This window comes from Natronococcus amylolyticus DSM 10524, from assembly GCF_000337675.1.
GTDB lineage: Archaea > Halobacteriota > Halobacteria > Halobacteriales > Natrialbaceae > Natronococcus > Natronococcus amylolyticus.
The window spans coordinates 33,700-47,461 of sequence record NZ_AOIB01000030.1; the positions used below are offsets into that span (position 1 = coordinate 33,700).

The 13,762-nt window shown below is 56.7% G+C and carries 6 protein-coding genes and 3 pseudogenes; 2 read left to right on the forward strand and 7 right to left on the reverse strand.

Annotated features, from left to right (window positions below):
* Positions 1-2: 2 nt before the first annotated feature.
* From C491_RS15075 to C491_RS15085, 3 genes and pseudogenes are all read right to left on the reverse strand, one after another.
* Positions 3-1,570, reverse strand: a pseudogene (locus tag C491_RS15075) (ATP-binding protein).
* Positions 1,571-2,173: 603 nt separating this feature from the next.
* Complete coding sequence (locus tag C491_RS15080; RefSeq protein WP_083909357.1) at positions 2,174-3,364, reverse strand: M14 family zinc carboxypeptidase; 1,191 nt, start codon at positions 3,362-3,364, stop codon at positions 2,174-2,176.
* A 457-nt stretch (positions 3,365-3,821) separates the two neighbouring features.
* Positions 3,822-6,674 carry a M14 family zinc carboxypeptidase gene (locus C491_RS15085; protein WP_049892112.1) on the reverse strand — a complete coding sequence of 951 codons (2,853 nt, stop codon included), beginning with the start codon at positions 6,672-6,674 and terminating at the stop codon, positions 3,822-3,824.
* Positions 6,675-6,845: 171 nt separating this feature from the next.
* Here C491_RS15085 and C491_RS15090 point away from each other — a divergent pair.
* Positions 6,846-7,133: pseudogene (locus tag C491_RS15090) on the forward strand (DoxX family protein); the annotation flags it as partial.
* A gap of 193 nt (positions 7,134-7,326) precedes the next feature.
* Positions 7,327-7,761 carry an SRPBCC domain-containing protein gene (locus C491_RS15095; protein WP_005557813.1) on the forward strand — a complete coding sequence of 145 codons (435 nt, stop codon included), beginning with the start codon at positions 7,327-7,329 and terminating at the stop codon, positions 7,759-7,761.
* Between the two features lie 623 nt (positions 7,762-8,384).
* Here C491_RS15095 and C491_RS21950 read toward each other — a convergent pair.
* From C491_RS21950 to C491_RS15105, 4 genes and pseudogenes are all read right to left on the reverse strand, one after another.
* A pseudogene (locus tag C491_RS21950) lies at positions 8,385-8,936 on the reverse strand (transcription initiation factor IIB); the annotation flags it as partial.
* A 464-nt stretch (positions 8,937-9,400) separates the two neighbouring features.
* Positions 9,401-10,186, reverse strand: coding sequence for a helix-turn-helix domain-containing protein (locus tag C491_RS22600; RefSeq protein ID WP_241431339.1), 786 nt, complete (start codon positions 10,184-10,186; stop codon positions 9,401-9,403).
* Between the two features lie 635 nt (positions 10,187-10,821).
* Positions 10,822-11,325 carry a DUF7342 family protein gene (locus C491_RS15100; protein ID WP_193787542.1) on the reverse strand — a complete coding sequence of 168 codons (504 nt, stop codon included), beginning with the start codon at positions 11,323-11,325 and terminating at the stop codon, positions 10,822-10,824.
* A 282-nt stretch (positions 11,326-11,607) separates the two neighbouring features.
* Positions 11,608-13,614: a sensor histidine kinase gene (locus C491_RS15105; protein ID WP_005557820.1), complete on the reverse strand. Its 2,007-nt coding sequence runs from the start codon at positions 13,612-13,614 to the stop codon at positions 11,608-11,610.
* Positions 13,615-13,762: the final 148 nt, after the last annotated feature.

The window sequence follows — 13,762 nt, forward strand, 5'->3', positions numbered from 1 at the left end:
CCTCACTGCCGCGGGAAGAGTGTACGGAGGTCCTCTAGATCGAAGAGTGTCCAATTATTGCCGAGATCCTTCTCGAGTCCACCGACAAAACCACTTTTTGAGAANCGCGGGAAGAGTGTACGGAGGTCCTCTAGATCGAAGAGTGTCCAATTATTGCCGAGATCCTTCTCGAGTCCACCGACAAAACCACTTTTTGAGAAGAGTGCAAACTGTTCGTCTCGGTTAGGCGAACCCCATCGAACGTTCTCTGTCTTCGATCGAAGGTCGTCTACGAGTGCGTGACCAACTGGCTCATTGGTCCATTTGCACTCGGCAAGGAGAATTCGATCATCATCAGGAGCGAGGCCAATGATATCGATCTCGGTTTCCCCATACCACCATGGTCCAACCTCCGAGTATGGTTCGAGGTTCTCCTGCCGGATCTCTTCCCAGATCGCTTCCTGGCAGATATTTTCAAATGTCCGTGCGGTATGGGTCGAAAGATTCGGTTCGATCGTTCCCTCGAAGACGACTTGTGGTGCTTCTTCGATACTCGAGCGATTTGGTTCGACGAAGCGAAACCAGAATCGGAGGAACTCGTCGGCGACGTAATAGCGCGAGCGCTTCGATTTCTTCGCAGACGCCGTCACAGGAATTTTGCGGTCGATGAGCCGGAGCCGACGGAGCGTCTGGAGATACTTCGAGAGGGGCCCCGAATCGATTCCTGTTGCTCCGGAAATTTCATTTGGTGTTGTATGACCAAGCGCGACGGCCTCGAGGATGCTCATGTATCGAGCAGGATTGCGCAGTTCNCGGAAATTTCATTTGGTGTTGTATGACCAAGCGCGACGGCCTCGAGGATGCTCATGTATCGAGCAGGATTGCGCAGTTCCGTTCGTAAGAGAAATTCCGGCTCATTGTAGAGGACAGCCGTTGGCGAGAGGATTCGTGTTTGAATGTTTGTAGCGAGCGGGTCGTCGTAGTCAAAGAGCGTGAGATACATCGGTGTCCCACCGGTCACCGAGTACGATCGAATTGCATCTCCAAGATTGTATCCGATGGCTTCTCTGGCCTGCTGGAACGAGAACGGCTGAAGATCGAGCTGCCCCGTTCGTCGACCGTACAGTGGACTTTCATGACCAAGCACCTCTGACTCCATCGTACTCACGCTCGATCCACAGAGAACGAGCATCGAGTCTGTATTCTGGAGGTGTTCGTCGACAAACGACTGAAGGTACGATGGGAGTGAGTCATTTTCGCCGACTAAATAGGGGAACTCGTCGATAACCACCACGACGGTATCTGTCGTGAGCTTCTCGCCAAGGTATTCGAAGGCATCGTCCCAGCCATCGATCCGAGGGATGCGATCGTCGAAAGCATCTGCGACTTGTTCGACGAATTTCTCCCGCTGACGGTGTTCGGCCTCCTGGGCTGCGAGAAAGTATATGTGGTCCTGTTCAGAACAGAATTCTTTGAGCAGCTCTGTTTTCCCAACTCGACGTCTGCCATATACGACATAGAAGGCATGACCGGACGATTTGAAGGCGGTGTTTAATGCGGTGAGTTCGTCGTCTCGATCGTAGAAGGTCATACGCTACATAATGATTACTGCGGTAATGACTTGTCTGTTTTGCCTTTCGGAACTGGAATTGCTAACCGTTGGTGGGAGGTAGAGAGTAACTGCTCGGGCTCGAGCGTTCCCAGTGTATAGCGGAGTTCATCCGGCCGAAGCTCTCGACAGTCGTCTTCGGTAGCGAGTTGCTGCAAGGCTCGAGCAGCGGCGTAGGGTGAGCCAGCCAATCCGTGAAGCAGCGAAATGACACCTCGAGTCGGTCGGAGGTTCTTAGACTGGAGGATTCGCGTCGCAGCTGCTGCATAGGCCGTCCGGTCGGCCGTCGAGAGGGAGACGTGGACTGCGAACTCGGGAGCGTCCTCAGCGAGTGCTGCTGGCGTCTCGAGCGAGTGCTCGAGCTTGGGGCGGAGTCGGTGGACGTCATCTCCACGAACGACCAGGGAGCCGATGAGCGTCCCCAGCGGCTCATCGGCGTCAACGGTTGGCGAGAGTGCAGTCTGTCGCTTCTCTTCTCGAGACTCGAACAGCTGCCGGTAGCAGGCGAATGCACCGTATTTCGACGTATCACTCGGCGACCGTCACTTGGAAAAAAGTCTAAACCGTTCCGTCTCCGCGGCGGGGCTAGTGCGAATTCAGGTGTTCTTCCCAGTACTCCTCGACCTCTTCGTCCAGGTCTGCCGAGGGGAGATCCCGCCAGAACCAGTCCCGACCGACATCCCAGAGCCCGTCGGCGTAGTCCGGATCCCGCTCAGTTAGGTCCCCGCTGGCAGCCTCCTCGTGAAGCCGCTCGTACATGTTCAGCGAGTGGCGGATGATGCGACCGTTGGAGGCGTTGTTCAGTTCGGGTGCCTGGCCGCGCTGTTCGACCAGGACGCTGCCGCGGCCGGCCACCCCGTATGCGTTGCGGCAGATGTTTGCTGTCGTACCGCCGGGGAAGATCGAGGCGTTGCCGTTCGCGCGGCCCTGGACGCCGTCCCAGAACGCGCCGGCGACCTGCTTCGAGAGGTTGACTGCGTCGTCGGGCGCGTGCGGGTTGAACGGCCAGGCTAGTGATACGTTGACCATGTCGCAGTTCTGGTCGTGGTAGGTGAACTGCGTATGCCAGTCGACAATAAGGTCAGCGTCGACCTCCTCAACCTTGTCGATCATCGCCTGGGTCTCTGGAGAGGGGTTCTCGTCCGGAATGCCGATCTCCTCGTCGAAAGCGTCCCCGTCGACCTCGGCGAGGGTCTCCTCGTTGAACTGGAAGTAGTGCTGGCGGTTCGGGTCGGACGGGCCGCACTGGTTCCGTCCGAAGTAGGGGCCGTCGTGACAGATGTCATCCGGCCGGCCGTTGCTTCGCGTGGGCGTCTCGTTGTCGTCGGCGGGTGCCCAGCCATCCGGGTTGTGTCGAACGAGGAAGTGGATCGTCAACTCGTCCAGAATGTCGGAGCGACCCTGTCCGTTGCCAAGATCTCGCAGCACTCGGAGTGCGGCCTCGGTGGCCGGCTGCTCGTCGCCGTGTTGCTGGTTAGTGTGAAAGATGTGGAAGTCGCCGCTGCCCACCTTCGCGTACGGGATCGGTCGACCCTGCCAGGTCTCTCCGAGCTCCTCGTACTCGACGTTCGTCCGGTTCTCAAGCTGGTGAAGCCGGTCGTAGAGCGTCTCGTTCGAGGTGAACGCCTCGTAGTTCTCCTCGGCGGTCTCTGGAGGGAAGGGACCATTCGGCGTGACCACGTCACAGTCTGCCGCCGCCGTTCCGGTGATAGTCGTGCCGAGGACGCCTGCCGCAGCGATTCCACTAGCGGTCCTGAGTACATGCCGTCGCTTCATGATACACTCAATAAATCATTAATCAATATCAAATAGTTTACGGCGTTTCTCAGAAATATCTATTACAATTCTGCTACATACTAATGTCCAGTCGTACGCTAAGGGCTCGGCGACGAGCTGCTTGAGGAAAACAAACACAATCCCTCATAGGAGCCCCCGACCGCCCTCGTCTTTGCTCCGAGAAAGCGATCAGGCCATGAATGACGACGTCGAGACGTACGACTGTCCGTCTCTTGACTGCTCGAGGACCTTTGGTACTCGAGAGGAGTTCACGGAGCAAATCAACACTGAGCATCCTGGCGAGTACCGGCGCGACCCGGCATCGATTCAGTCATCCCCGAACCGCACGCTGGTACGACCGACCCATTCGGCCCTGCGAACTCGACACATCCGAGATCACTAGCTGCCTGCGGATGTCAGTCGAAAAATCGATTGGCAGGTCCCCGAAACCGGAGCCCTACCGAACCTCCCCGTACGTCCCGACCAGTTCGCCATCGACGTACCGGCGCTGTTGGAACCCGAGAGCGTTACAGAGCAGCGTGTGACCCATGAACGAGACGGCATAGTCGGCCATGCCGAAGGGGTGGAGCTCAGTCTGCTGGGCCGGCGGGAGCACGCTTCCGAGGACTGTGATCTCGGCGTCGCCGGCGGCGAGCCGGCCGGCGCCGACGCCCTCCCCGCCGATCGTTCCGGCGACCTCGCCGTTCGCCTCTCGGAAGACGTCCTCGTCGACCACGGTCGCGGGCTGGTCGACGCCGGTCGTGTAGCCGAGTTGTGATCCCTTCCACATCTCCTGTTGCCGGGGACGGATCCCCGCGAGGAGGTCGTGGTCGAAGTCTCGATCCTCGAGGTTGGCGAAGTTGACCTCGATGTCGCTTACGTCATCGCCGTCGATGTCGGCGGCGTCACCGACATCGAGGACTCCGAGAAGGTTGACGCCGCTGTCGGTCAACACGAGGTCGCCACCGGCCTCGACGAACCCCTCGATGGCCGAGATGTAGCGGTCGTCGTCGATCCCGTCGTCGTGGGAGACGACCAGCTTGTCGTAGTGGCGCCTACCGGACTGGCCGCGGAGCAGTCGCCCGTTTCGGACGTCGTGGACGCGCAGCCCGTTCACGTCGCCGTCCTCGACGAACGGCTCGAGGTCGTCGAAGAACTGCATCGGGTTGACGACGTACTCGGTCTGTTCGTAGCCCAGGGTGTCTCTGGGATCGGGGGCCCCCTCCGACTCGATGAGGGTCGTCTGGACGTCGACGTCGGCGTCGGTATTGATCTCGACGTTCCAGTCGCCCGTCTCGGGACGGCGGACGAACCAGTCCTCGAAGTCGTGCCTGCGGACGTCCCGATCCGCGAGATCAATCTCCTTGACGACGTTCCCGGCGGGATTGACGAGCCGAACCGTTCCCTGGGTAGCGGTCGAGAGTCCCTGGAAGTGTACGAACAGCGAGTGTGCCGACTCGCCGGCGGACGTGTTGACGCTCGATCTGCCGTCGGGGCCGGGCTGGACGGTCTCGTGGCGCCGTCGCACCTCGGTTGCCCGGTCCTGCCCGGGACCCTGGCCCTGGCCAGGGCTCTCGTTGGTATGTGGGAGGTCCGCAGACCGGCGCGTCAGCTCGTCCGAGCTAACGTAGGCCGTGTCCTGTCCATCGGTCGCCACGGTTGCGTCGGTCTCCGCGGCAGTCATTCGGGCGTACTCGCGCATCGAGAGTCGGTAGGCGGTCTCGTAGTGACGCGACCAGTACGGCTTCCACACCTTGATCGCGTCGCCGAAGTGATTCGAGATGATGACCTCCGGGGCGACGGTGACCGCACCGAGGCCGCCGAACTCCTCGGGTTGACCGGCCCACCCGAGGAACGCGCCCGTGACCTGGTAGGCGAGCGAGTCGTAGATCGTCCCCCAGTCGAGCAGGCCATCGTAGCTGTCGCCACCCGGCAGAGACGGGGACCCATACTCCGTCTCCGAGGCCGCTATGATGTCGGACGCGAGCGGTTCAGCCTCGATCGAGCCCCACTCGTCGGCCATCGCCTCGCCGATCTGGATGCTCACCTCGTCTAGGTCATGAGTCTTGTCGTGGGTGAACGGAGCGTTCGTCTCGAGGTTGAACACCATGTGATCGGCGGTGTACATCCCGTGGTAGTCACAGAGGAATTCCACGTTGTCGTAGTCGCGGAAGTGCTCGACGATGGCCAGCGAGTCGGGGACCATCTCGTGGTAGCCCCGACCGTCGGGATCGTCGGGGCGCACGTCGGGCGTGTCCACGGGTTCCGCAGGCCAGAACGACGGATCCGTCCAACCCATCGTCGGGTACTGCCGATTCGTGTCGAGACCCGACGCGCTCCCCCGCTGGAAGTTCCAGTTGTGGTCGGCCACCCACGGGATCTCGGTTTCGGGCTTGCGCGAGACCCATCCGTCCGGGTTCGTAAACAGGAAGAGGAGGACGACATCGTCGAGTAGTTCCTCGAAGTCGGGGGCCTCGCCGTAGGCGATGTCCTCAATGATCCGACAGCCGGCCTCAGTGCCGGCTCGCTCGTCGCCGTGGATGTTAAGCGAGTACACCACTTTGTCCTTCTCGTCGAAGGACGCCTCGTCGTCGACGTCATTCGTGACCTCCGTGACGTAGACGTCGTTCGGGTCGGGGTCCTCACTGGTGAACTGGTTGTTCCAGCCGGGAGATTCTCCGATCGAGTAGAAGTTGATTCGGTCGGGAGCGACCTCCTCTTCCAGGTACCTGATACCCTGAACGGATTCCTCGAACGAGAGCCAGTCGCGAGACTCCTCGACCGGTGGAAAGACGCCATCCGCGTAGGGGTCCTCCAGATGCCACCACGGATTGGCGCCCATGGAATAAGCGACCGCTTCGACGTAGTCATCGAATTCATCGAGTACCGATCCGAGTTCGTCGGCGTCGAGGCGGGCGTGGGCCGCCGGCGTCGGCTCGCTTCGCGTCACCGCGGTCGGCGGGGCAGTCTGGTCGTCGACGCCCCAGTCCGGGTCGGTGTACTCCGTCTCGAAGTCCTCCGGGACGCCGGCTGCCGCATCGAACTCGATAACGACTGGTACCTCGTAGTCGTCCGGCGTAGCGTTGACGACGAACGCGGCTCGGTCGGTCAGCGCGGGGTGCTCGACCTCCGCAGCAACCGCGTTCGGTAGCGCGAGCGCCGCGCCGGTCGCCGCGGCGACGCTCAGGAACGTTCGCCGGTCGATCGAACTCCCCTTGAACGCCTCATCGTCGAGCGCCACTGCCTCCGCTTCAGTATAGCGCTCGCTCTCCTCTTGTGATTCGGTCCGCTCGTGATGTCTGCTGCTCATGGTTACTGACCGTGGCAATTAGCCACAAGATGGCCGACGAAAGAATATTATAATACTATGACTTTCATTTTCAGAAATCACGATGGGTGACAATGTTTAATAGGAATAAAATAATTTGATGCTGATGAATCGGATAAGTGCGTAGACTTCGATTGTTAGAACTTAAATGTTGTCCCGATCATGCAGGTGCTGATCGGCGTGGCACTCATTGCGGGCGCATTTGTCCGGTTGGCCGCCCTCGGCGGCGCGATCCAGATGAGCATGTTCTACCTTGGCGGGTGGGACGGTGCTTGGCTCGCACTGTTTGGCTCGACGCTGATCTACGCCGTCGTCTTTCTGGCCATCGCGGTCTTCGGCGCCGGCCGGATCCTCGGTCTCGACCGCTGTATCGAACAGATCGAAGTTAGCGGGCAGACGCCCGTCGAGCGCCTCTCAAAGCTTCGATACGTACTGAGCTAACCCCAGTTGTTTTTATCTGAAAACCAGGAGAACATCCGCAGCTTCAGCTGTGACAACTCGATTACTGCCAATTGGTCCTGTTGGAACCCTTAGTCGGTGATGGATTTTGAGAGACGTGCAAGATACACAGCGAATATCTTGCAAAACCGGACCAAAATGTAGATTTATTATTACGCCACAAAAAATGCGTTCTATGGATGAGATCGTAACCGAAATCGAAATTGATGCCTCTCCTGACGCTGTGTGGACTGTCTTGACCGATTTCGCGTCATATCCTGAGTGGAATCCCGTACTAGAGATAGATGGTGAACCGACCGAAGGCGAGCGTTTGGAAGTGACAACGGTCTACGAGAACACGAGACCGATGACGTTCCGCCCGACGGTACTCGTCGCAAATGAACCGACCGAATTTCGGTGGCAAGGACGGTTGTTTGTCCCCGGCTTATACGATGGTGAACACCGGTTCGTCCTCACCACATCAGATGATGGTGAACGGACACGGTTGACGCACGCTGAAACGTTTCGTGGGGCGCTAGTCGGGTTCATCAACCGTCGAATTGGGGACGATGTCGAAACTGGCTTCAAGCAGATGAACGAGGCGCTGAAGCAGCGAGTTGAAAGCGAGTAGTTCCAGCCCTGAACCGTCCTGCATCCATCTTCTATATTCAGCAAGTTGTTCTTGCCATATCTCGTGAGATCGATTGTTACTCCGGCACCTACTCCACCTGTACAGAACTGATTGGTATCGATAATAAGATTGCCTGCTTAACCAACACTGAGTACAACAGAGAGGTCTTCGTTGGTTAGTTGACTGTGGTAGAAGATCGGAGATAGAACGATGGTCCAGATGCTACGAAGTTGTGCGAGAAAGTGGCTGTTGCTCGAGCGCTGATCCCATCTGAACGGCCTGATTGTCCTCGGTGAATTCTGTGGCTGTGAGTATGGCGGCTAGTCGCATCCATGGGCCGACCGTCGGATGCTCAAGTACTCGCGATGGGTTCGGTGGCCAGAACAACGCACTCCCAAGCAGGTCATTGGGGTCGCCGTAGCGATTGGGTGGAAGAATCGTTCCAAGGAGTGAATCGGCAGCGTCGAGTAGCGTCTGACTCTCCTCGAGGACAGCCGGAACAACAGGATCGTGGCGTTCGGTGGCTGTCTGGAACGACAACGCCAGTCGATACCCGTTTTTGTCGACGCGAATGAGATCGAGCGCCTTGAGTCAACCGCGGTGGTTCCACTGGCAGAAAGCGACTACTGGAGATTTAGTACTTCGATTTGCTCCTGATAGCGGTTCCGAATCGTCATTTCGGTCACTTGTGCAACTTCTGCGATCTCGCGTTGTGTTTTCTTTTCATCGCAGAGGATGCTTGCAGCATAGATTGCAGCGGCGGCAAACCCTGTCGGAGATTTCCCAGAGAGTAACCCCTGCTCTGTGCTAGTATCAATAATTTCTCTGGCTTTCGACTGAACTGCTTTACTCGAACCCAGCTCAGAGCAAAACCTGGGGACGTACTTCTTTGGATCAGTTGGGTCCACTTCGAGAGAGAGTTCGTGGGCGATATAGCGGTAGGTCCGCCCAATTTCTTTTTTCTCGACCCGTGAGATGTCCGTAACCTCCTCTAAGCTGCGTGGAATGTCTCCCTGTCGGCAGGCAGCATACAGACAGCTTGTTGCGACCCCTTCAATCGACCGACCGCGGATAAGATCCTCGTTCAATGCCTGTCAATAGACAGCGCTGGCGACTTCACAAACTGACCGTGGTACAGCCGGTACAGAGGACCTTTGATCGATCTCACTGAGTGCGCTTACTTTCTCACGGGGGACCCCGGCCGTAGCCTATGGGTAGGTTTTCCGGCGGCCCTCTTCCTCTCCCTTGCTTCGTTATCTCCGTTATGCTACCAAATGTGGTCACCTGTGGTGGCTCGTAATCTTTTGCCATATAATCACCATCTTCCGTACAATGATTGACACTGAATCCACATATATCACTATTCCACGACCTTGTGTAATTCACTTCTCTTATCGAAACTGATTGTAAATATCAAGGAATCGGAGTTTGCCAAGATTGCGATCGGATCGAACTCGGTACTTCATAGAGATCTTCCTGTATAGTCAAGTGCTCTCTGAATATTATAGTAGCAGATCTCTCCTAAATTGTCTCCAAACAACCGCGATCAGCTTGGTTAACCAACACCGTTACAGTAGAGGGGGTTCCGTTGGTTACCTAGACGTGATTGATAGTCGGAGACAGAACGACGAACCAGAAATTACGGCGCTGCGCGAGAAAGTGACTGCTGCTCGAGCGGGGGTCCTATCTGAACGGCCCGATTGTCCTCGACGGATTTTGTCGCTGTGAGTGTAGCTGCTAGTTGCATCCATGAGCCGACCATCGGATGCTCGAGTAATCGCAATGGGTTCGGTGGCCAGAACAGTACACTTCCAAGCGGATCATCAGGATCGCTGTAGCGATCTGGCGGGAGAATCGTCTCGAGGAGTCTGTCAGCTACCTCGAGGAGCGTCTGACTCTCCCTGAGGACAGCTGGAACAACGGGGTCGCGTCGCTCAGTGGTTGTCTGAAACGACAACGCCAGACGATACCCGTTCTCGCCGACGCAGATGAGATCGAGCGCTTCGAGTCGATCGCGATAGTTCCGGATCGTCCGTGTTGAGACATCCGCTCGATCGGCGAGCTCACGCTGTGAGAGACGGTCTTCTGCTGTGAGAAGCGTCTGAACGATTTGACCAACTGTCGGCGACAGATCGGAAAGCAACTGCTCGGGTTCGAGTGTTCCCAGCGCATAGCGGAGTTCGTCTGGCCGAAGTTCTCGGCGTTCGTCTTCGCCGGCGAGTTGCTTCAGTGCTTGAGCAGCGGCGTACGGTGAGCCAGTGCGTGGAGCAACGAGATAGTCTCTCGAGTCAGCCGCAGGTTCTTGGACTGTGGGACTCGTGTCGCAGCTGCGGCATGGTCTGTCCGGTTGCCCGTCGATAGAGGTGGACCGCGAATTCGGGAGCGGCCCCAGCGAGTGCTGCTGGCGTCTCGAGCGATTGCCCATCCTGTACAGGCTTTGGTTGAGTTGCTTTGTCAGTTCAATGCAGTCAGAACTCTGTTCTATTCACAATACTCAGAAGGCAGGATAGTCAACATTGGCTAACTAACTACGGAGAAGCGATAGACCTTGACCTTCTCCATGCCGGACAAATAGAGTGGTGACAGAATACGAACGATCAACAAATCTCTGTGTTACCGCTCACCCATCAAATCAATAATTCTCCTTTCGAACAAGCCATCGAGAGCACTCCAGAGTATTTCTGTTGGGACATCCTTCTCAAAGCTTGCAGACTCGTGCTGACTACGATCGGCTCTCGGCATCCCATATTGGAAATGGACTGGTCCTAACTCAGGATGGTCTCCATCGCGGTGCCAGCCGCAATTGAACCCCGTATTTGGGTCTGCATAGTGAATCCGATAGAATTGTTCGTTCTGAGTGAACCGCCATTCGACGTCCACACGAGGTTGTTCTGGACCAGTTGGTGGGACAACACGGGCGGGATCAATCTGCGCCCGGAGAAACTTTTTGACGATGCTGTCTGGTTGATACGCGACAGTTGTTACAACTGGGTATCGCTGCAAGACGTCCTTGAGACCCTCGTAAACCGCACTATCGATCGTTCCGGAAAGTCCCATTCGTCACGCTGAGATGGTGTCGCGTTTGGTAGCCCAGTCATATTCATTGAGGGCGGCGCGGATGACTGGCAATCGATCGGCGAGATGTTCCCATTCGTTGGCGATCTCGCGGCGGTCTTTCATCTCGTCGGTGTCTTCGAGGTCAGCGATGCTCGCTCGAAGTTCCCCTGGCGTCTCGACATCGTACGAGGTTTTCCACTCCGTGATCTGCGTTCGCATCGACTCGAGAGCAGCCGTGAGTTCCTCCTGATCGTGCTCCCGCTGGAGTGTTGCCACCTCACGGTAGGTTGCCATGAGCTGATCGATACCGTAGAGAGTCTTGTTTCCCTGTTCGACCTTTCGGAGAACATTGTCCTCGACGAGTTGCTCGAGGTACTTCTGTGCAGTTTTCACTGAGACCTCCGTTTCATCAGCAACCCATTGAGCAGTCCGAGGTGTACGCAATGTTCGCGCTGCAGCACGAACACGCTCCCCGCGGGTCATCGATTGTCGGCTCTCCTCAGGCATGTCTGCGACTACGGCTTACTAGAATATATATCCGTGGTAGTGGAAATATGTTTTTAGGTGCTGTGAGAACTCGAGTTGGTAACAGAGCATGGGTTCAGCAGGATAGCTTCATTTGTTTCCTAGTAAAACCAATGAATCAGCTGTTCAGTGGATATGCGAACCTACCGCTGTGACTTCTATCAAATACCGGTGGTGCTAGCAGAATCGTGTTGACACAGGGCGCGTATGTCGTACGGGTCAAGGACAGTCGGCGGAGGATAGTGAACGGGCAGGACAGGCCGCTTACTCAGCCGGAAGTGTAAACGAGAACGTCGATCCCTCGTCCAGTTCTGATTCCACCCAAATCTCACCGCCGTGACGTTCGATAATCCGTTCACAGATTGCAAGACCGATCCCAGTACCGTTACCATCGCTGTGACTGTGACCTCGCTGGAACACCTCAAAGATCTGCTCCTGTTCCTCTGAGCCGATCCCGATTCCTTCGTCCTCAATGGAGATAACCCAATCTGTGCCGTTCCGCTCTGCAGTTATGTGGACCATCGGCTGGTCGTCGCTGTATTCGATAGCGTTGGCGAGCAAGTTTTGGAATACCTGCCGCAACTGATCAGGATCGCCTTGAATACACGGAAGTGGCTCTGCCTCAATCGTCGCGTCGCTCTCTTCGATTGTCATCTGTAGGTTCTCGCGAGTATCCGCAAGAATATCTTCCAACTCAATTGACTCTGCTGGGTCGCCCTGTGTTTCGACGCGCGAGTACTGGAGAAGTCCGTTGATCATCGACTGCATCCGCTCGGCTCCGTCCACGGCGAACTCGATGAACTCTTCTCCCTCCTTATCAAGTTCGTATCGACTATCGATAAGCTGGAGGTACGACGAGACCATCCGCAACGGCTCTTGCAGATCGTGTGAGGCAGCATACGCAAACTGCTCTAACCGTTCGTTCGATTCTTCGAGCTCAGCGACCAGTTGTTCTAATCGTTCCTCCCGCGCTTTTCGTTCGGTGATATCGGCAACTGTACCGTATAATTCGACCGGCTCGCCACCCTCGTATTTAACCTCTCCTCGAGCTTCGACCCAGATGATGTCACCGGTCGTACTCCTAATTCGATACTCGGTATTGAGTCTGCCCGTCTCCTCGACAGCTTGCTCGAGAGCCTCCCATGTCTGCTCCGTGTCGTCTTCGTGGATTGGTTCGTAAAAGACCTCCATTGAAGCACCGCCCGCTGTATCTGCCGGTTCCATCTCATACATCTCGGTGAGATACACATCTGCAGTAACAACGTCCTCCTGGATATCCCACGTCCAAGTGCCGATTGACGCAGCATCGGTCGCTAGATCCAGCTGTGCCTTCCGTTCCCTCAATTGGCGTTCTTTTTCCGTACGTTCGATCGCCTCCGCGAGTACGTTGGCGACACTTTGGACGAAGTTAGCGTCTTCCTCGGTGAATTCTTGCCGGTCAGTATCGTGTGTTCCCAGAATCCCCCACGGCTCGTCGAACGGTCCGATGATAGTGCTGATGCCGCTGCGGACGTCGTGGTTCGTCAGCAGTTCCGGCCCGCTAAACCGCGTCTCCGTCTCGAGGTCTTCGACAACGATCGGATGGGTATTGGCCAGCGTATACGCTGCCTGCGAATCCGCTTCAACGGGCGAGGTTGTCGCCTCTCCGACGATCCCGTCTTTCCATCCGACGCCCTGGCGGAGTAGCAACTCCTCGTTCTCAACGTCGAGGTCGAGCACTTTGCAGTAGTCAGTGTCGAGTATATCCGAGACCTTGCGGGCCGCTTCATGCATGAGTGAGTCGAGGTCCTCAGTTTCGAGCGCAAATTGACCGAGGTCGGCCACCGTCTCTTGCTGGTTGGCTCGTCGCTTGAGTTGTCGAGTTCGCGTCTTGGCTCGGCCATCATAGACACCGACACCGAGCCCCCCAAGACTACCTAGTGCCGTGAGAATCGGAATCCCGGCTAGTGGCTCAGAAATACCACCTTCAGGCTGGAGGTGATATAAGATGAGCACACCCGCCACTGCCCCGAATCCGGTGAGAGCCCATCCGGCGATGTCGGCGTAGAACTCGGCGTCGATATCGCTCTGAGGAAGCCAGTATGCGCCATAAAGGAGGAAGAAGCCGGGAACGGAAATTAACAAGATTATGATGAAGATGCTACTGATCGGTTCACCAATATTAAACCCAATGAATATCCGAAGAACGGCAAATGCGACGTAGAACGCCCCAAGAGCACCGACTATACGCCTTCCTCCGATTATAGACACGAGGCGTCGCCAGTATGCCATGGTACTGTTTGTGCAGCAGAAAGATAAAGAGCTACTGGGACTCAGCATGTTGCTCTTGGCAGCTATCAGGGAGTCAATTACTGCTCTGTTATCTACTTGACTTGTACAGAGCAGATTGGCCGATCGCAAGATTTGCTTCTTAACCAAC

What these genes read in the sequence shown, in the direction of transcription:
- C491_RS15080 (WP_083909357.1), bottom strand. Translation starts at nt 3,364, where the DNA reads ATGAAGCGACGGCATGTACTCAGGACCGCTAGTGGAATCGCTGCGGCA.
- C491_RS15085 (WP_049892112.1), bottom strand. Translation starts at nt 6,674, where the DNA reads ATGAGCAGCAGACATCACGAGCGGACCGAATCACAAGAGGAGAGCGAG.
- C491_RS15095 (WP_005557813.1), top strand. Translation starts at nt 7,327, where the DNA reads ATGGATGAGATCGTAACCGAAATCGAAATTGATGCCTCTCCTGACGCT.
- C491_RS22600 (WP_241431339.1), bottom strand. Translation starts at nt 10,186, where the DNA reads ATGGGCAATCGCTCGAGACGCCAGCAGCACTCGCTGGGGCCGCTCCCG.
- C491_RS15100 (WP_193787542.1), bottom strand. Translation starts at nt 11,325, where the DNA reads ATGCCTGAGGAGAGCCGACAATCGATGACCCGCGGGGAGCGTGTTCGT.
- C491_RS15105 (WP_005557820.1), bottom strand. Translation starts at nt 13,614, where the DNA reads ATGGCATACTGGCGACGCCTCGTGTCTATAATCGGAGGAAGGCGTATA.